13 protein-coding genes are annotated in these 20,330 nt (G+C 37.7%); 3 read left to right on the top strand and 10 right to left on the bottom strand.

The genetic code is table 11. The features are described 5' to 3' along the window. Nucleotides 1-99: 99 nt before the first annotated feature. On the bottom strand, nt 100-1,479 hold the full coding sequence (locus tag ABXH06_RS04200) for a PhoH family protein (RefSeq protein WP_311579303.1): 1,380 nt from the start codon (nt 1,477-1,479) through the stop codon (nt 100-102). 42 nt (nt 1,480-1,521) lie between these two features. Here ABXH06_RS04200 and ABXH06_RS04195 point away from each other — a divergent pair, with 42 nt between their 5' ends. Then, nucleotides 1,522-1,695 (top strand): hypothetical protein, encoded by a 174-nt coding sequence (locus ABXH06_RS04195; protein ID WP_353517388.1) that lies wholly within the window; start codon nt 1,522-1,524, stop codon nt 1,693-1,695. 93 nt (nt 1,696-1,788) lie between these two features. Here the strand turns inward: ABXH06_RS04195 and ABXH06_RS04190 are convergent, their stop codons facing one another. The 3 genes from ABXH06_RS04190 to nagX form a co-directional block, all read right to left on the bottom strand. Further along, nucleotides 1,789-4,938 carry an efflux RND transporter permease subunit gene (locus tag ABXH06_RS04190; RefSeq protein WP_353517518.1) on the bottom strand — a complete coding sequence of 1,050 codons (3,150 nt, stop codon included), beginning with the start codon at nt 4,936-4,938 and terminating at the stop codon, nt 1,789-1,791. Nucleotides 4,939-4,941: 3 nt separating this feature from the next. Then, nucleotides 4,942-6,147, bottom strand: a complete 1,206-nt coding sequence (locus ABXH06_RS04185) for an efflux RND transporter periplasmic adaptor subunit (RefSeq protein WP_311579297.1) — start codon at nt 6,145-6,147, stop codon at nt 4,942-4,944. A gap of 275 nt (nt 6,148-6,422) precedes the next feature. Further along, nucleotides 6,423-7,574: a transmembrane glucosamine N-acetyltransferase NagX gene (gene nagX, locus ABXH06_RS04180; protein WP_353517387.1), complete on the bottom strand. Its 1,152-nt coding sequence runs from the start codon at nt 7,572-7,574 to the stop codon at nt 6,423-6,425. Nucleotides 7,575-7,783: 209 nt separating this feature from the next. Between nagX and ABXH06_RS04175 the strand changes: the two genes are divergently transcribed. Together ABXH06_RS04175 and ABXH06_RS04170 are read left to right on the top strand one after the other, a co-directional pair. Continuing rightward, nucleotides 7,784-8,233 carry a tellurite resistance TerB family protein gene (locus ABXH06_RS04175; protein WP_353517386.1) on the top strand — a complete coding sequence of 150 codons (450 nt, stop codon included), beginning with the start codon at nt 7,784-7,786 and terminating at the stop codon, nt 8,231-8,233. 124 nt (nt 8,234-8,357) lie between these two features. Then, nucleotides 8,358-9,188: a CvfB family protein gene (locus tag ABXH06_RS04170; protein WP_311579288.1), complete on the top strand. Its 831-nt coding sequence runs from the start codon at nt 8,358-8,360 to the stop codon at nt 9,186-9,188. Nucleotides 9,189-9,256: 68 nt separating this feature from the next. On the opposite strand, the gene ABXH06_RS04165 is transcribed toward ABXH06_RS04170, so the two are convergent. The 6 genes from ABXH06_RS04165 to rng all read right to left on the bottom strand — a co-directional run bounded on the left by ABXH06_RS04165 (nt 9,257) and on the right by rng (nt 20,314). Next, nucleotides 9,257-11,701, bottom strand: a complete 2,445-nt coding sequence (locus ABXH06_RS04165) for a TonB-dependent receptor (protein ID WP_353517385.1) — start codon at nt 11,699-11,701, stop codon at nt 9,257-9,259. Nucleotides 11,702-11,779: 78 nt separating this feature from the next. Next, on the bottom strand, nt 11,780-12,007 hold the full coding sequence (locus tag ABXH06_RS04160; protein WP_353517384.1) for a hypothetical protein: 228 nt from the start codon (nt 12,005-12,007) through the stop codon (nt 11,780-11,782). Between the two features lie 485 nt (nt 12,008-12,492). After that, nucleotides 12,493-13,932 (bottom strand): metalloprotease TldD, encoded by a 1,440-nt coding sequence (gene tldD / locus ABXH06_RS04155; RefSeq protein WP_311579279.1) that lies wholly within the window; start codon nt 13,930-13,932, stop codon nt 12,493-12,495. 14 nt (nt 13,933-13,946) lie between these two features. Beyond that, entirely contained in the window at nt 13,947-14,774 is an 828-nt protein-coding gene (locus tag ABXH06_RS04150; protein WP_311579276.1) for a carbon-nitrogen hydrolase family protein, read from the bottom strand. Then, nucleotides 14,767-18,756 carry a YhdP family protein gene (locus ABXH06_RS04145; protein ID WP_353517383.1) on the bottom strand — a complete coding sequence of 1,330 codons (3,990 nt, stop codon included), beginning with the start codon at nt 18,754-18,756 and terminating at the stop codon, nt 14,767-14,769. Before ABXH06_RS04145 ends, ABXH06_RS04150 begins: the two co-directional genes overlap by 8 nt. Before the next feature lie 94 nt (nt 18,757-18,850). After that, nucleotides 18,851-20,314: a ribonuclease G gene (gene rng, locus ABXH06_RS04140; RefSeq protein WP_311579272.1), complete on the bottom strand. Its 1,464-nt coding sequence runs from the start codon at nt 20,312-20,314 to the stop codon at nt 18,851-18,853. Nucleotides 20,315-20,330: the final 16 nt, after the last annotated feature.

Below are 20,330 nucleotides of genomic sequence, written 5' to 3'. Positions count from 1 at the left end.
GCGAGTCGTCATAAAAAAATCAGGAGCTAAATATTGCTCCTGATTTAATCAATCACCTCTTTACAGATGATCATTCATTTTATTTTTTGCTGGGTTAGCTTATAAATTTTCTTCTGCAAATGAGGCTAATCGACTACGAACCACCCCATTTAGATTTACTGTCGTGCTTCCAGGGAAATCTTTAAAACGTTCTACGATATAAGTTAACCCGGACGTTAATGCCGTTAAGTAATTACTATCGATTTGCGCTAAATTTCCTGAGCACACTAGCTTAGTTCCTTCGCCGCATCGTGTAATAATGGTTTTTAACTGTGACGCCGTTAAATTTTGACATTCATCCAGCAATACGATGGCATTTTGAATACTACGACCACGCATAAAGTTGACTGACTTAAATTGAATATTCGCCTTATCCATAATGTAATTTAAGCTACCATCCATGTTTTCATCCTGTTTATGTAACACCTCTAATGAGTCAGTAATGGCAGCGAGCCATGGCGCCATTTTTTCTTCTTCCGTGCCAGGCAAAAAGCCAATAGATTCTGCGATTTCGGGGGTACTCCTTGTCACGATAACTTTATCGTATAGACCACGTTCAACCACCAATTCAAGCGCAGAAGCTAATGCCAGCAAAGTTTTACCACAACCGGCAGGTCCCGTTAATATGACTAAATCGATACTTGGATCAAGTAAAGCGTCCATTGCCATTCCTTGATAAACATTTTTCGGATGAATGCCCCATGCCTGCTTTGACATTAAACGTTCACGACTGATATCAGTAATGGCTAAGTTTTCTTCATCCCAACCGGTTACTTTTCCGGCAAAATGCTCTCCTTCATCCAATAAATATTCATTCATATAAACACTAGGAAGGAGATCTTTTTTAATATAATGCGTGGTATTTCGCCCTTCAGTTTCACTTTCACAATCATTCACGTGCGCCCAAAAATCTCCTGAAAATTGATGGTAGCCTTTAGTTAAAAACTGAATATCATCTATGAGCTGATCGGTTCGGTAATCTTCGACAAAGTTCAGTCCTGCGCCTTTTGCTTTTAATCGCATATTGATATCTTTAGTGACTAATACGACTTTACGATCTTTGTTGATGTTTTGAATATGGATCGCGGTATTAATAATGCGATTATCATTTTCGTTAAACGATAGCTTTCCTGCGGTTTGTTCTAACATGTAATCATTAAAAATAGCTAATCGCCCTGTAACATTGTCATCGTTATGATTCGGCAATGACACACCTGCCATCACTTCTTCAGGGGTAGCATCAGCTAAAGCATCTTCTAAAGCTCGAATAGCGACTCTAGCATCTCTACTTACGTCTTTATGACGATCTTTAATCGAGTCTAATTCCTCTAGTACGGTCATTGGTACAACAACATCGTGTTCTTGGAAAGATAAGAAAGCGAAAGGTTCGTGCAGTAAAATATTGGTGTCTAAAATATAGGTAATTTTTTCTTCAGTCATATAAAAGTTCCATAATTATTGATAAACAATGGGTCAACCAATATGTCACTTTCTATACCTGTGGCTATGCACCAGAAGCATAACGATGTAGCTGACAAAATGATCGACAATCATTTTTGTAGCAATAACCTCCTTGAGCAAATCAGCGAGCGAAGTCACCTTCACTTTGACAGTTTATTTATTGTCTTGCAAGTGTCTTCGACATTAGATAAATGAATTTTTATCAAGCATAAAAATTAAATTTTTCCATAAAAAAACCAGTTATTTTTCAATAACTGGTTTGATAAATGTTCACGACCTATCTAAGCGTTACGAAGTAACTTCCTCACCGGTTGGTTCGATCAGCTTCTTTTTCTTTTTCCGCGAAAATACTCGTTTTAAATCTTCAATAATGACATATAACGTCGGAATTAATATTAACGTTACCACAGTAGCAAAGAGGACACCGAAGGATAAAGAGATAGCCATCGGAATAACAATTTGCGCTTGTGCACTTGTTTCAAAGAAGATAATGGGTGCTAAGCCCATAAACGTGGTTAACGACGTTAACATAATCGCTCTAAAGCGCTTAGTTCCCGCAAACATAACCGCATCTTTTAATGGAACACCTGACTTTCTAGAATTGTTGACATAATCAACCATCACTAACGAGTCATTCACCACGACACCTGAAGCCGCTAATATTCCCATCACAGATAAGGCACTTAAATCCATACCTAAGAACAAGTGACCCATTACAGCACCAATAACACCGAATGGAATTACCACCATAATCATCATAGCTTGTGAGTACGATTTTAAAGGTATCGCTAATAACGAGAAAATAACCAGAAGCGAAATAACAAAATCACGTAATTGTGAATCTGCACTTTCCATTTCTTCTTGAATACGTCCTGAAACCTCACTTTGTACTTGTGGGAACTGACGCAATAATTGTGGAATAAAGTTATCGCGAATATCTTTAGCCACTTCAAAAGGTTCTACTTGATCCGCGTCAACACTTGCCCAAACATTTATGGTGCGATTTCCATTTTCACGACGAATACGAGTAACGCCATCGGTTAAGCTGATATCAGCAAGTTCAGATAATGGTAGCTCGGCTCCATTTGGTGCTTGAATCATCACATTATCAACATGGCCGACAGAGCTACGTTGTTCTAATGGATAACGAACCATTACTTTCACTTCTTCGGTATCACGTAATATTCGCTGTGCTTCTAAGCCATAAAAACTGTAACTCACTTGAGAAGCTACATCAGACAATGTAAGTCCTAAACTATATGCTAACGGCTTAAGTTCAAGTTGTACTTCTTTTGCACTGGTTTGACGGCTATCATTAACATCACCAACCCCTTTAAGGGTATTGAGTTTTTCTTTTAACACTTTTGCAGCGGCTAAAAGTTGAGCGTCACTTTGACTTTCTAATCTAAAGGCGATATCTCCATCGTCTCGTCCGCCTCCAAACAAGTTGTCATCAATTGATAACGACTTCATACCTGGATAATTAGGAATAGCCGCACGCCATAATTCAGCTAGTTCAAAAGTATTCATGGGTCTAAGTTTAGGGATCACTAGTTTTACCATTACCCGACCACTTGTACGACTACGAAGATCAACTTGCATATCAGAGATCATACTTGTGCCATGTTCTGCTTCAATATCTTGATCTATTTTGTAAATAATTTTTTCAATATCTAACAGCGTTTTAAGGGTTGCTTTTTCTGAAGCATCGACATTCATTTCCACACTAATACGTGGGAAATCATGAGGAATTTTCGGTTGGCCAATAAAACGAACAAAACCACCGGCAAACAAGCCAGCACTGATCAACATTAAGCTAATGAAGAACATAAATACCGCGTAACGATACTCGATACATACCGCTAAAGCAGGACGATATTTTTTCTCAATAAACACTTTTAGTTTTGTATCAATCCACGCACGTAAACGGTCCAACGGATTCTTAGGATTGAATTCTTTAATTTTCATTTTCACTAAATGTGCAGGCAAAATAAGTTTTGACTCGATTAATGAGAAAATTAAACACAACACAACTACAGCGCCAATCGCTTTACCAAAAGCTGATGAAGGTCCTTCACCAAAGAGGAAAGGCACAAAGACCGCGATAGTTGTTAACACACCAAACGTTGCTGGCATGGCGACTCGCTTAACCCCTCGAATAACACTTTCGGTACTATGACCACTTGCTTCTATTTCATCATGAGCACTTTCGCCCATCACTATTGCATCATCAACAACAATACCGAGTACTAAGATAAAAGCGAATAAACTAATGACATTGATGGTCACGTCGATAAATTCCATCGGCATCAGCAATAAAGTACCTAAGAAACATACCGGTAAACCCATCATTACCCAAAAAGCTAAACGCACACGTAAAAATAACGCCAACATGATGAAGACCAATACCGCTCCACTCTCCATGTTTTCAAGCATCATATTTAAACGGCCTTCTAGGTAATAAGTCATATCTACCCAAGTTTCTAGTTCAACGCCTGCAGGGAGTGCATCCGATTTTGATTCAACATATTGATTTACCACTTTGGCAACATCGGTAATACTTTGATTATCAGCTGCACCTATAAAGAAAGTGACAGAATTTTTACCGTTAAATTTAGAGTACTGAAGACCTTCTTGAAAACCATCAATAATATTAGCGATATCGCCTAATAAAACTTTTGTGCCATCTTCTAATGTTATAACAGGGATTTGTTCAAATTCATGACCACGATAAGCTTGGTTTTCAACACGCAAGTTAATATAACCGTTTTCAGCGCGAATTTGCCCTGCTGACATATTGCGTGAATAATTTCGCACAGATCTAGCAACATCATTAAAACTTAAACCATATTCACGTAGTTTATCTTTACTGACTTCAACTGAGATTTCATAGCCTAAACCACTATAGAACTCAGAAATATTAATTAATGGTAACTGTTGAATTTCATTATGAATTTTACGACCAAGCTCTTTTAACTCTCCGTTTGTTAAATCTCCATACAAACTTATGTACATCACCTCTTGACGGAATTTTTCACGCTCAACTTTAATGCGTTCCATGCCATCAGGGAAACTTGAAATAGAATCAATTGCTGATTTAACTTCTTCTAAAACAATCTGCGGATCATAATCCAATTCCACTTCAAACCAACCATTTGAATAGTTGCGGTTTGAATAGGTAATCACTCGTTTTAAACCTTGAACCGTTTCTAATGCTTCTTCAATTTTTATCGTGATCCCTTCTTCTACCTCTTGAGGAGCAGCGCCAGGATAAGGTGCTGAATAAGAAATCCAATTAATTTTCACTTGCGGAAACATTTGCTTATTAATGGTTTGAATTGTTAATAAACCACCAATTAAGATAAATATCATTAATAGATTGGCAGCAACGCTATTGCGTGCAAACCAAGCAATTATGCCTTTATGCGTATCATCCATCATTTAGTCCTTAACACTCGCGATTTGTGTGTCAGTCTCTTTATTTTCTTCAGCGTCAATATTTTCAGATTTATCTCCCGGTAAGGCTAACTTCATACCATCAACCGGATAATCAAGTGCCGAAGTAATTAATTGATCACCATGTGCTAAACCGCTAGAGACAATGACGTCTCCGCCTTCCTGACGGACAATTTCAATATCAACAAAATGAAGTTTTGATTCTTCATTTAAGATCGCTACTTTGTTATTAACCACTAAATAACGGGGTAATTTAGTCGCTTGTGCTAACGATAATCCGAAAATATTAGCGTTTACATATGAACCAAATCTAAGGGGTGTTTTTTTCTCTTCTTGAGACGTTGAAAGTGAGTATGGGTCTTTAATTTCTGCCACTAAATAACTCATACGACTTTTATTATCAATAACCCCTTCTGAACGAGCAATATGTGCTTGCCACGTTGTATCAATACCCGCGTAGGTACCAACTAAATCCACTTCAGCGTTTTCACCTTGTTTAATTAAAAATTTTAATTGATTATCAGCGACAGGTAACCTGACTTCAGCCGTCCCTGTGCCTAAAACTTTGCCGACACGACTGCCAGTACCAACAAACGCGCCTAAACCAATATTACGATCTTCAATCATGGCATCATAAGGAGCTTTAATCTCAGTACGTTCAAGATTTCTTTTCGCTCTTAATACTGATGCTTGCGCCGCTTTAACGCGTGCTAATTCTTGCTCTAGTTGCGGTTTACGTAAACTTAATTCAGTAGGAGAAGCGTCGGTAATTTGTTTCCATTCACGTTCTGCGACTTTACCTTGTGCTTGTTCTTGTTCTAATGCGGCTAGTGCTGAAGCAAGATTAGCCTCTGCATCAATCAAAGCAGCTTCATAGTCACTTGGATCAATTCTCGCTAACAGTTGATCTTTCTTAACAAAACCACCACGAACAAAGGTTTCAGATAACTCAACCACTAAGCCACTCACTTGAGCAACAATTTCTGTTTCATATTTTGGCGTAACAATGCCGTAAGAATTGACAGTTAATGTCATTGGCGCAACAGTAATTTCTTCCACTGCAACGATAGGGGTATTATCAATTTTCGCTTTTTCTTCTGGTGGCTTTTTCATACTTGAAAATGCCATGAAAAGTAATATTCCTGCGATTAATATGACAATAGGGACAATAATTTGTTTTTTTCTAGTCACCACTAATTCCTCGGGTAAATGTGTACAAGTGTAACAAGTTATAAAATATTAATTATAGTAATGATAACGAATTACTAGCATGATATTTTACAAAAGTTGTAAACGCTTGTTACAAGTATCGCGCCGAAATGCGATGAAGAACGAGAAAAACAAGTTAAGCTAACTATCTTATTGTTTTATATGGATTTTAATTAAACGTTTTTTGTGAAGATACACTTTTAAAAAAGCCGATAATAAAATCCTTTTAATTATATTTTGGTGAAAATAACTAACTTTTAAACTTTTATGAATATTTTTCGACAATATAACCAATATAAAACAAGCCATTGCAGTAATAACATACCGCCGAATAAAATAATGTCTTGCCAACCAGCTGGAGCTATTTTTATCAAGCCACCGAACAGGCTTTTACTGGTATATTGCCAATTGATTAAACTTGAACCTAAGTAAACAATAATAGAGTTTGTGCCAATTACAGCAAAAAATTTCGCCCAACGGGTTAAACCAATCACATCAACCAACGCATAAAACAGTGCCAGTAAAAGCACACTATAACCAGTTGTGACTAAGACAAAGGAACTTGTCCATAACGTTTTATTAATCGGAAAAAATTGCCCCCACACGTAACCAAGCAAAAGTAAGACACCAGCCAAAATGACTAACCGAATAAGTAAGTATTGCGCATTTGCCTGATGCTTTATCATATAACGGCCAATAAAGACGCCGATTAAGGCATTAACCACTGAATTAACGTTTGACAATATGCCTTCAGGATCTAACGGTAAGTTTCGATAAGTCGTGCCAGGCAGAAAGGTTTGGTCAAACCAAACATTTAACGCACCTTCGGCAGTAAAGTTTCCTCCACCTAGCTCGCCAATTGATACAAAAGATAATAACAACCAATAAATCACTAATATAGCAACAGCAACAATCCACTGTGTTCTTTCACTGACATACCAAACCAATAATGCTGCAATAAACCACGATATTCCAATGCGCCCTAAAACACTGGCATAACGAATATCTTCAGGTGATGCAGGCATACCCGTTCCCCAACCATGATTATATAAAACACCAAAAATAATTAATAACACTAAGCGTTTTACGCCTTGTAATAGAATCGCTTTTGCTTGTCTTGGCGGATAACTAGATAACGGCTTTGCGGCGATACCTAAACTAACTCCTGATAGGAAAATAAAAAGAGGAAAGATCAGATCGTACGCGGTAAACCCATGCCAAGCAGAATGCTGCATTTGCTCAGCACCGATATGAAATAAAGACCAACCAGTAATAATAAAAAAAGCTGCGAACAGCTTCTCACCACCCAAAATCCAGAACATGTCAAACCCGCGTAACGCGTCAATTGATAATAGTCGTTTCTTTTTCACGGGAGTTGTTACTGTTGGCTCTTGAACTTGGCTCATCATTACCCTTTGTTTATATGATAATTAATATACAACACGCAATAGACAGCGCTGTCATTTGGTTATTGTAAGTAGCAATCAACGAAATAGCAACTATTAGGCTTAAACTCACTAAAGATTAAAATTAGCTCGCACTGACACAAATTATTGCGGTTAGCGCCTTGAGTTCTTTGTGATAAAACACAACAATAAGCAAAAAAGAGGAATAAATTATGTTAGCGAAAATATCAGCATTTTTTCAGTCATTAAATGAGGAAGAATTTTCAGATCCAAAGCCTTTAAGTGTAGAAATGGCCTGTACTGTTTTATTATGCGAAGTTATGAGAGCTGATGGTCATTTAGATGATGCAGAGCAGTCATTGCTCACTAAGATTATTTCCAAGCAATTTTCTCTGTCGCCCAGTGAAGTAAAAGAATTAATACAGCAAGCAATTGAATTAAGCGAACATGCGATAGATTTTCATCAATTTACCTCAAAAATTAATAGCCATTATTCGCCGCAAGAAAAAGAACATATCATTACGTTACTATGGCAACTAGCCATGGCTGATGGCGAAATAGCCAGTATTGAAGACCATATCATCAGGCGCATTTCTGATCTTTTACATTTAAGTCATGCCCAATATATACGCGCGAAAGAGACAGTAAAAAAGCATAAATAATGATTAAATTTTGCGTTAAACATTCAAAAAGACGCTATTTATTCGAATAGTCAACACGCAAGTAAAGCAATACGATATAATAGATTTAGTCTTTTTCATTTATCAAAAATTTAGAGCGAAAACTATGGCAACTATTGGTCAATATAATACTCTTTCTGTTATCGCCATTATGGCAAATGGAGCATATTTAGATGCCGGTGAACTGGGAGAAATTTTATTACCTAACCGATATTTACCCGAAAACTGTCAAATAGATGATCAAATAAAGGTATTCATTTATGTCGATTCAGCAGATCGATTAATTGCCACCACTGAAACACCATTTGCTCAACTGGGCGAATTTGCCTCCTTAAAAGTTTCACAAGTCAATAAAATGGGCGCTTTTCTTGATTGGGGCTTACCAAAGGATTTACTTGCTCCCTACAACGAACAGCATTCCAAAATGGAAACCGGTAAATATTATTTAGTCCATATTTATTTAGATAAAAATACCGAACGCCTTGTCGCTTCAAGTAAAATTGACCGATTCTTAGATATATGGCCAGCAGAATATCAAAAATGGGATAAAGTAGATTTGATCATTGGCGGTAAAACAGATTTAGGTTTTAAAGCCATTATTAATAATCGTCATTGGGGATTATTATATGATAATGAAATTTTTCAACCCTTGCGTATTGGTAAAAAAGTAACCGGCTATATCAAAAATATCCGTGAAGATGGCCGAATTGATTTATCACTTTCTCGCCCTGGTGAAGGTAAAGTGAATGATTTTTCAGACAAATTACTGGCTCATATTGCCGAACAAGGTGGCTTTAGTCCCCTACATGATAAAAGTTCACCTGAACTTATCAAACGTACTTTAGGGGTGAGCAAAAAAACCTTTAAGTCTACCGTTGGAAACTTATTAAAAAAAGGTAAAATCATCATTGAAAAAGATGGTATTCGCTTAAAATAAACTTGCCGATTGTCGAAAAAAAAGGAGCTTTACAGCTCCTTATTCTATGCAACTCAATTGACAAGAAATTAAAAACTTCCTCTGATCCCCAATTCAAACCCTCTACCTGGTAACGGCGCAACATCTTTTAAAAATGAAGCATGTACGCGAGCTTCTTCATTCGTTAAATTATTCCCTTTAACAAACATCACAAAGTCATCACCAATACCGTCTAAATAGTAATTAACATTAGCATCAACAATAGTGTAACCATCAGTTTTAGTTTCTAATTGCGCAACATCATCTTGTTTAAAGTAATGACTTAAAGATAATTCAGCCGCATAATTATCGCTTTGATAATTTAACTGTCCACCCACACGCTTAGGTGGGATGCGAGGTAAATTGCCGCCGTCACTTAATTTTGCTTTGATATAATCGGCGAAGATAGTCGTTTTTAAACTAGGAGTTACTTGATAGACCATTTCAGCTTCAAGACCATACATATCAACATCATTTTGTTGATAAACATAAATAGGTAAACCATCACTTTCCTCTTCATGCTCTTCATGCTCTTCATGCTCTTCATGCTCTTCATGATCATGTTCATCTTCAAAAAATAAACCGGTATTTTGTTGGTAATAGTAATCGTCAATATGATTCACAAAAGCACTTACTACAAAACCAAAATCACCTTCAAATTTACGCCAAGTAATATCTAAACTATACGCTGTTTCTATTTCCAAAGACTGATCATTCATTTCAAAATGAACTTCGCCATCTTCATATTCAACATCATAAATAGCCCCCACTTCGAAGGTACCAGTACCTATGTGTAGCCCTTTTGAAAATACTTCAGCAGACGATGGTGCGCGTTGAGAAATTGAAGTTGAAAACCCTAAGTTATAACCTGGTTGATAATCCCACACCAAACCTAAAGAAGCACTTGCAGCCGTAAATTCTTGTGCATCAAATTGCAATTCTTCATGGTGTTCTTCTTCGTCATGATGTTCGATTTCATATGTACCAGAAGTATCCAGTTCTACACGCTCAACTCTAGCACCTAATTGAACTAAAACATCATTAAAATGTTTTTCTTCTAACCAGGCTAATGCCATAGAACTTGTTTCAGAAGGGGGCGTGAAGGCTTCTTCACCTAACGCCTCAAAGTCACTATTTTTATAATGTAATGTCCATGCGCCTTTCCAACCTTGGTATTCGCGGTGATAGGCATCAAAACGCGCTTCAAACACTTGGTTTTTAAACTCTGTGCCAATTTCACCACCTTCAATTTCTTGATGTTGATAATCGGTATACGCCACCTTGCTCGCGACTCTATTGATCACACCTTCATCAAAACTCAATTCACTTAAAAATTGTAGGCGATCTTGTTTTAACTCAGCATATACACGTTCTTCTTCGTGTGCGTCATGATCGGCTTCAAGTTCATCTTCATCATGCTCTTCTTCATGATCATGACTATGACCGATGATGCCATATTCTCTATCCGTTCTTCCGTATGAAAAACCGACAAAGCCATTATCTAAAATATAACTAGTGCCAACCGTAAATCCTGAAGATTTAGAATCACTATTGAGTAAAACACCTTCTGTACCGAGCTCTTCTTCATGCTCGTCATGATCTTCCTCTTCCTCATGTTCTTCATGCGTATTTTCAGATTCAGCAAAACCAGGAATTTCATAATTATTAGACTCTCGCCAAATACCGTCTAAATGAAAGGCAAGATTGCCCGACGAAGTATTCAATGAGAATGATCCCTCGTTTTCATCAGCAACATCATTATGTTTGATCATATAATCTAGGCCATCATCAAGCTCCTTCGGGACTCGATTATCAACGACATTTACGACACCACCAATTGCCCCACTACCATAAAATAAGGTTGCTGGCCCTCTAAGTACTTCAACTTGTTGCGCCGTCGCGGTTTCTGACGATACGGCATGATCTGGACCTACTCTTGAAGCATCACCTACATCTAAACCATTTTGAGTGATTAAAACACGTGGGCCATCTAACCCTCTGATAATCGGACTACTTGAAACTGGTCCGTAATAACTGGAATGTACTCCTACTTCATGTTTTAACGTTTCACCTAAAGTCGAAGCATGTTTCATGCGAAGTTCATCGGCAGCAATAACGTTTACCGGTAATGCTGATTCTATATTTGAAGAATGTAAAGGCGTAGCATGTACATCGATAACTTCCATAACACTGGGGGTCATTTTGACTAAAACACCAGTTAAATCGCTATCATTAACTTGCAGATGATAATTATTATGACTAAAAGCTTTTGCTGTAACATGTAATTCAATATCACCTTTAGCAATATTCTCAAAACTAAATTTACCTAAATTGTCAGTCGTCATTGATTGTGAGCTATTTACGACAACAACTTTAGCGTTAGCAACGGGTTTACCGGATAAATCTTCTACAACACCTGAAACTTTCTGTGCATATGCGACATGTGAAACTGCCAACGACACAAGACATGCCGCTGTGATTTTATTTAATTGCATGGGGGTACTTCCAATTAACTTATTAAAATAAGATAAAGTTAAAAAATATTTAATGTTTAAGTTTTATATTTAACGAACTTAGTTAATTGGTGGCGCTCTTAACGCAGGAGTAACAAAATATTTATAATCTGGAATATATGATTTTTTCGAGGAAGAGATAACAAAAAACTGCACCGAAAATTCATCAATCACGGCCAGTTTATTATTATTATCGTCGAGATTATGCTGACACAATTTACAGTCGAGAGACTCGACTTGCTGGCTATCAACCTCATTACTATGCACAGCATGCGAGAAGCTCGCCAACGAAAAGCTCATCAACACAAAAAGTGTGATAAGCCTTAATATCGAATTATTGTGCGGATAGCTTCTGTTCATAATGTGATAGTATAACAATGCGATTTTTTCTGCAATGGATGAACATGTCATTCAACCATATTTATGGTTGATTTAACGCTAAATGAAGAATACTTGCATGAAAGATAATCAGAATGACTTAATGATGTTTGCTATTTACTAAAGCCGTTGGCCATTCTTAACGTAACACGCTATTGCCAAGGGGAATCCGCCTTGTTAGCGACGAGCATTTCGTCATCCATTTCAATAGTACCTAGATATAAAACCGACAGTTTGATATTCAAACGAGTTTTTATTTACCATCAACAAAAAAGACATCCATTGATGTCTTTCATATTTAAAGAAAACAGCTCATGGGCTTTTTTAAATAAAAGTATTTCACATCAACACTTTTACTAAACGATTACCAAGCCATTAACGGTAATTTCAGGTAATTATTGGGTGCCACCAATGGTCATTTCATCCACTTTCAATGTCGGTTGACCAACACCTACAGGGACACTTTGACCGTCTTTTCCACAAACGCCTACGCCTGCATCAAGCGCTAGATCATTACCCACCATGCTCACGTTTTTCATTGCTTCAGGGCCACTACCAATTAAAGTAGCACCTTTGATCGGCGTGGTAATTTCACCGTTTTCAATTAGATACGCTTCAGAGCTGGTAAAAACAAACTTGCCGGAAGTAATATCCACTTGGCCGCCAGCAAAATGCGGAGCATAAATACCTTTTTTCACCGATTTAATAATCTCTTTCGGATCATGCTCACCTGCAAGCATATAGGTATTGGTCATTCGAGGCATAGGCAGATGGGCATAAGATTCTCGACGACCATTTCCGGTAGGTTTTACCCCCATTAATGACGCGTTATGCTTGTCTTGCATATAGCCTTTTAAGATGCCTTTTTCAATTAACACATTATATTGAGCAGGCGTGCCTTCATCATCAATATTTAATGAGCCACGTCGATTTTCTAAGGTGCCATCATCGACAATAGTACAATGCTCTGAGGTCACTTTCTCACCGACTTTTCCTGAAAAAGCAGAAGAACCTTTACGGTTAAAATCGCCTTCTAGGCCATGTCCAACCGCTTCATGTAATAGCACGCCTGGCCAACCTGAACCAAGGACAACGGGGAAGCTACCTGCGGGCGACTCTATCGCGACTATGTTGACTAATGCTTGACGAACCGCTTCTTCAGCATAAGCTAAATATCGCGCTTTATTACCTTCTACCTCGAAAAAGTAGCTGTAATCCGTTCTTGCACCGCCGCCGGCACTAGCCCGTTCTCGTTTGCCATTATCTTCAACTAAAACGGAACAATTTAATCGAACTAATGGACGAATATCGGTGGCAAAAGTGCCATCACTTGCCGCCACTAACACTTTTTCAAAAACACCAGATAAACTAACGATTACTTGTTTGACACGACTATCTATCGAGCGAGCATGAGCTTCCACTTCATGAAGTAAGGTAATTTTTTGCTCTTGAGTTAAACTGCCAATAGGGTCAATGCCTTGAAATATTTCAGGCTGTGATTGCGCTTTAAAGGCATGTACCACACCATTTTTACCCGCAAAGGCAATGCCTTTGGCAGCATCAGCCGCTTTAGTTAACGCATGTGCAGATATATCATCAGAATAGGCAAATCCTGTTTTTTCGCCTGAAATAGCACGAACACCTACGCCACGTTCAATATTATATGAACCTTCTTTCACTACACCATCTTCGAGTAGCCAAGATTCATGAGCGCTTGATTGAAAATACAGATCCGCTAAATCAACATTTCTTTGATAAATGCTATTTAAGGTATCATTCAAAAAACTTCTATCTATTTGGCTATCAGCCAAGAGCTCGCGCTCAACTATATTCATATTATTTCTACTTGTTACTTCAATGCGGTAATAAATCGGTTATGTTCAGCCACCGGTATTGCTGAACGAATTCTAGAGAGTTCGGATAAACAAACATCTACACTTATGGAGCCTTGTCCTTCAGTTTTGCAGGCAAGTATTTCACCCCAAGGACTAATGATCATACTATGTCCCCATGTTTCGCGTCCATTCTCATGGACACCTTGTTGGCCTGCAGCAACGATATACACTTGATTTTCAATCGCTCTTGCCCGTAATAAAGTTTCCCAGTGCGCCTGGCCGGTCACTTTAGTAAAAGCACTAGGTACGGTGATAATTTCAGCACCAAGCGTTGTTAATTGGCGGTATAATTCAGGGAAACGTAAGTCATAACAAACGGTTAAGCCAACTTTCATTTGATTAACATTGGCAGAAACTAGGGTCTTTCCTGCTTGAGTATAGCGCGATTCAAGATAATTCTTTTCATTATCATCTACCTTAACATCAAACAGATGAATTTTATCGTATTGCGCTATTTGTTCACCTGATGACAAAAAAACACAACTACTATTGGTAAATTTATCAGTATCTGGGTGATATAGTGGGATACTCCCTGCAACCAAATTCACCCTATACTTTTTCGCAAGTGCAGACAACTGATGAATTAACGCATTCTCTTTGTAGGTTGCTTTGGCTAATGCTAACTGTTCAGCGTCTTTCCCCCCGAAAAACAAACAACATTCTGGCAATACTACAAGGTGGTTGTCGCTAAAAGCTAAATTGGATAAGTGTTGCTCTATAACCGCTAAATTAGCGGCTACATTTGGCATTGAGGTAAGTTGAATTGCTGAGAGTTTAACCACTTTTATTTTCCTGGGTCTTTGGCTTTTGCTCATCCATTAATTTTTGTTCTTGAGAAGGCATATTCAGTTTCTCTTGCTCAGGCGTTGAAATATTTTCGACTATTTGTGGAGGAGAGTCACGGCCCACACTGATATTTTGTGTTTTCCTATCAACCACTTTAAAGCTTGGCTCACTAATTAAACCTGTGACTTCAAAGTTATATTCTGAGACCACTTGAGAGGTGATCACTTCATCAATGGCAATACCTGCTAAAAATGTTACCGGGTTTAAGGTGGCTATCCACGCAATAGCAGGCAAACTTGAAGTGACATTAGGTTTATACGACATCCGATAATCTAACGCTTCATTAATTAAATCGGTATTGCCACTTACTGCTAAGTCTCCTGCAGAGCCTTTTAAAAATGTATTTTTAGTGTAAATAATACCGTCTTGAAGATGAAAATCACCGGTCACTTTGCTGTAAAACATACCGTCACTAAAAATATCTCTAAAATCAAATTTCAGCTTTCTAACTAATGATTGTAAGCTTAAAATTGAAAACGCTCGGGCTTGATCAGGGACCTCTGCTAAGTAGCCTTCATCGAGCTCACCACGAATATCACCATTAACATTTGCTAATGAAAAATCATGTGGGCCGCCAAGCCAATTCAACTTAAAGGATGATTTTAAACCACTATCTTTGACGGTTGAAGAAATCCCCAAACGTTCGAGTTCTCGTTCAATATCTTTTGAGTTTAAATCACCTACCAAGGTTGTTTTAGATGACTCTTGATTGTGCTGCCATTGAGCGTCAAAGGATAATTTATTATCTTTTCTTTGCGAAACAAAGTTATTCACAATAAGTAAATCTTCACTTTGTCTCTCAAGGGTAAAATTAACACTTCCAAGGTTTAAATTACCATAAGAGCAACTTGCACATCTCACTTGTAGCGGAGGAACATTTTTAAAAAACTCGTCGTTCGCATGAAGATCAAATGGGGCTTCTTGCTGATTTTCCTTGATAATTTCAGCGCTGACTTCATTATTGACATTCGTCGGCTCAGACTTAGCAAAGAGCAATTTTTCTGGAGCAAGATGGATAAAATCAGCTTGTATATCAATCCCTTGCGTATGCCAATCAGGATAAAACTTTACTTTCGCTCGAGCTTCTTTACTGGTTAATTCTAATAACCACCAACTTAATTCATCTTCCAAATTAAATGACACACCTTGTATACTTTCATTTAAAAACGTTAATTTGCCCACATTACCTCGAATACGCTGAGGTTTTTCTAATAAAGGAGGCGATGTATCGGTTTCATTAGTAGCAGGTAGGCTGTCAATGATGGAGGTCACGAACGGTTGCCATTGTTCAAAACTCGCTTCAGCTAGTTGGGTGGTAATATGAAAGCCACTCATAGGTAAATACATTTCTTCGTCACCTAAAATGAGGTGAGATTGGGTAAATGAAACCCTTTGATGATTTAAATTACCATAAAAATTTAGATCATCTCCTAGTTTCACATCAATTCTTGATTGATCTTGGTTACCATACACCTTAGCGCTAGCGAGCATTTCATCGTTCAAATTTTTATTATAAGGAGATGGCAGGTTTAACTGAGTTGCCGCTAAATCAGATTGCAGATTAAGTTGATAAGAAAACTGACCATCGTGGAAGTTTTTAATGGCAAGTGCACCTTGCCAATCAACAGAACCACTGCCGTATGATTTCAATAATTCGGGTAATTGAACTTGCCATTGCTCTTCTAGCCATGCAGCGGTAATACTTATATCCGTTTGATAGAAATCGTCTTTATCATCAGCGTCAACTTCAAGTGTTAAAGGCATATCTCGCCACAATAAATTGAGCTTATTAGTCGCTATTTTTTCATTTTCAAAAGTCAAAATACCGTTCACTTGAGTAAAATTCATTTCAGGTGCTTGTAACGCTATTTTATTTTGATTAAACGCAATTTCGCCTTTCGCGACGGTAGATTCTGGCTCATCTAAAGGTAAAGACAATGAAAACTTGCCAGCAATATTTTCACTGATCACTACTTTTTCAAGCACTGCGCCAACGCTATCATTGAGAGGGCTAGTGATCATTAAATTGGTGATAAGTCCTGGCGAAGTTTCTGCAAATTCGGCTTCAACCGCTAATAAACGATCATTATTTAAGTCGGCTATTTCTGCTGTTACCCCTTTTACGTCAATACCACTTAATAAACCTTCACGGCCAGTGATCATCATACTGTTGTTGGTAAAATTTAAATTAGCATTGAAATGATTAATCGCCGGCCAATCTGAGGCAAATTTAAAAGTTGCACCAACTAATTCAGCATCAACAACAAAAGTGCCTTTTTTATCAGGGTAAGGAAAGTTTTTCAGTGGTCCTTGGATCAAAACTAGCGCTTGTTCAAGCTTACCTTGTTGTAGAGCGCCATTTAAATAATTCACTAAATCATCCCCCATTAATAAATGAGGATAAAATGATTGTGCATATATTGCATTACCGTCAAAAGCGGTGGCTAATAACGATAACTCTATGTCTTTATTTGGCTCTGCAAACACACCTAGTTCAGCATTTAGTTTAATTTCATCCGACTCGAAGGTTAGGTTTTCACTCGTCAGTTGCCATGAATTTTCCGCAAATTTTATCGCTAATGTTGATGATAATTGGTCATAAATAATCGGAGTTTTGAAATGCTTATCGAAATTTAACGCTCCATCATTGGCATTGATAGCCACTTGTAAAAGCTGGTCTGAATAAATGAGTTCACCCTTCACATTTTCAATACCAGGGATACCGCCACTATATTCACTGGTATAGTTTGAAAATTCTGCGATGGTCGAGATCTTATCATCCGCAAATTTTAAGAAAATGTTATCAAGCTGACCGGTAGGATGTAATTCTTCAATCAACTGACGAGAAGTTTGCTCTTCAATAATCAAAGGGAGTAAATCAGCAAGACCGGCTATATCAAGTGTTGAAATATAACCTTGGGTTTCATTATTGACCCGTTTAATCTCGAATCTTAAAGGTGACCATTTGAGTTCATTTGACGTTATTTGAATATCTGACGAAGTGACATGCAGTGCCTCAGGCTTATCAAGGTGTTGAAATAAAATCTGTCCTTGATCAAGGTTAACAGTGCGAATATCTGTCTGTTGCTGCCAAGTGATTTGATTTTCGCCCAATGCCACTTGGAGTGTTTTTGCAATGCCTTTATCAATACTCAGCCATGCATTAAAGTTAACTGTAGAGTGGGTATTTTCATTATCAATCGCGAGCACTTGATCAAGCCAAGGCGTAATATTTAAACGATTAGCATCAATATGAATAATCCCTTTCATATCCGAAATATTCTCGCCTTGAATATCTACGTTCACTTGTAAGTTATTTGACGTTAATCCATCCACAATAACACTACCATGTGCCTTGTGCGTTTTTCCTAAATTCAACCAATCAATTTGATTAATCAAGAAGGTTCTTCTGCTTTTGTCTTTACGATAGATTACTTGGCTATTTTTAACCGAAAACCGACCTATTTGCTTTAAAAACAGTTCAGATACACTATTGATTAACGCCGTATTTTGCTGACTATTAGCATTATCCGTTAACATTTTTTCATCAAATAACACTTTAACGCCATCTAAGGTAAAGTCTTTGGTGATCAAACGTCTAAATCGAATGCTTTTCCAGAAATCAATATTTATATCAAATGCTTGAATGAAAACTTCTGAGCCTTCTGTCTGCAAAAGGCTAACATTTTCGGCTTGTAAAGTCGGCCCTGTACTTTGCCAGCCCATATTTAATGAACCAATAACAATATCACTTTGATAGGTTGTATTTATGTAGTCTTGAAGATCTTGGCGGTAATTGTGTGCGTAGGGCAAAAATAAACGCAAAGCGCTGATCAACACAGCAAATATTACCAAAAAGATGGCAATGCATTTGTATGTTCGATTTAACCAACGATTTGATACTTTCGATATACCCATAAATTCTATATTCTTCTCGACACTTGTCTGACTATCTGCTTTGTGGGGCGATTACGTTTTATTCGTAAATGCGTGTGACTCCTCCTTGAGCAATTTACATCATTACCACATCAAACTGTTCTTGATTATACATGATTTCTGTTTGAATTTTTATTTGCTTACCAATAAAAACCTCAAGTTCAGCAAGGTTATGATACTCATCATTTAGTAACGATTCACTGACAGCTGACGCCGCGTAAACAATAAACTTGTCTGCGTCATAAGCACGATTTACTCTGACAATTTCACGTAAAATTTCAAAACACACCGTTTCAACAGTTTTTAAATGACCTCTGCCTTGGCAAACTGAACACTCGCCGCATAAAATGTGTTCTAAGCTTTCACGGGTGCGTTTTCGAGTCATTTCGACTAAACCTAACGCAGAAAAACCACTGATGCTATATTTGACTTTATCTTTGCTCATAGCTACGTCAAGGCTGTGATGAACACGTTTTTGATGGTCGGCATTCATCATATCGATAAAATCAACAATGATAATTCCGCCTAAATTGCGCAGCCTTAACTGTCTTGCAATGGCCTGTGTCGCTTCTATGTTGGTATTAAAAATAGTTTCTTCTAAGTTACGATGACCAACGAAAGCTCCGGTATTGATATCTATCGTAGTCATAGCTTCGGTTTGATCGATAATTAAATAGCCACCAGATTTAAGTTCAATTTTACGATGTAAAGCTCTTTGAATTTCGTTTTCAACATCAAACAAATCAAAAATGGGTCTTTCACCGGGATAATATTCAAGCACTTTTGTGAGTTCAGGTACAAACTCTTGAGTAAATTCCCCCAATTGATCAAACGTAAGTTTAGAATCAACGCGAATCCGTTCTAATGAAATACCAACAAAATCGCGCAACACGCGAAAAGTTAATGATAGATCTTGATAAATAGCGGTTTGCGTTTGCTTTCTGGCTTTTCTTTCTAAAACTTTTATCCAAACTCGGCGTAAAAATTCTGCATCATGCCGTAATTCTTCGTCTCCCGCTCCCTCTGCGGCGGTACGAACAATAAATCCATGTTCCTCACCACAATATGGCAGCACGATATCTCTGAGTCTTTTTCTTTCTTCAACTTCTTCAATACGCTGAGAAATACCAACATGACTAGAATTTGGCATTAATACTAAATAACGAGCAGCAACCGTGATATCCGTCGTTAAACGTGCTCCTTTGGTTCCTAAAGGGTCTTTAACTACTTGTACGACAATGTGTTGCCCTTCGTGAACTAAGCTTCGAATATCAGGAACTTGATCACTTTGCTCATCTTCTTTGAGGATCAATTTAGAGTTAATATCTGAAGCATGTAAAAAAGCGGCTTTATCTAAATTAATATCAACAAAGGCCGCCTGCATTCCTGGCAACACTCGAATAACTTTACCGAGATAAATATTACCGACTAAACCTCGTTTTGCTTCACGCTCAACATGAACCTCTTGTAATACACCGTTTTCGATTAACGCGACACGTGTTTCACTTGGTGTAACATTAACGAGTAACTCACCACTCATGTTTGATCCTTTTATT

The sequence above is a fragment of the Thalassotalea sp. SU-HH00458 genome, from assembly GCF_040362795.1.
GTDB classification, from domain to species: Bacteria; Pseudomonadota; Gammaproteobacteria; order Enterobacterales; family Alteromonadaceae; genus Thalassotalea_H; species Thalassotalea_H castellviae.
This window is presented reverse-complemented; position numbering and strand designations above follow the sequence as displayed.

Bases quoted from the DNA above. Each gene is read 5' to 3' on its own strand.
- ABXH06_RS04200 (WP_311579303.1), bottom strand. From the start codon at position 1,479: ATGACTGAAGAAAAAATTACCTATATTTTAGACACCAATATTTTACTG.
- ABXH06_RS04195 (WP_353517388.1), top strand. From the start codon at position 1,522: ATGTCACTTTCTATACCTGTGGCTATGCACCAGAAGCATAACGATGTA.
- ABXH06_RS04190 (WP_353517518.1), bottom strand. From the start codon at position 4,938: ATGGATGATACGCATAAAGGCATAATTGCTTGGTTTGCACGCAATAGC.
- nagX (WP_353517387.1), bottom strand. From the start codon at position 7,574: ATGATGAGCCAAGTTCAAGAGCCAACAGTAACAACTCCCGTGAAAAAG.
- ABXH06_RS04175 (WP_353517386.1), top strand. From the start codon at position 7,784: ATGTTAGCGAAAATATCAGCATTTTTTCAGTCATTAAATGAGGAAGAA.
- ABXH06_RS04170 (WP_311579288.1), top strand. From the start codon at position 8,358: ATGGCAACTATTGGTCAATATAATACTCTTTCTGTTATCGCCATTATG.
- ABXH06_RS04165 (WP_353517385.1), bottom strand. From the start codon at position 11,701: ATGCAATTAAATAAAATCACAGCGGCATGTCTTGTGTCGTTGGCAGTT.
- tldD (WP_311579279.1), bottom strand. From the start codon at position 13,932: ATGAATATAGTTGAGCGCGAGCTCTTGGCTGATAGCCAAATAGATAGA.
- ABXH06_RS04145 (WP_353517383.1), bottom strand. From the start codon at position 18,756: ATGGGTATATCGAAAGTATCAAATCGTTGGTTAAATCGAACATACAAA.
- rng (WP_311579272.1), bottom strand. From the start codon at position 20,314: ATGAGTGGTGAGTTACTCGTTAATGTTACACCAAGTGAAACACGTGTC.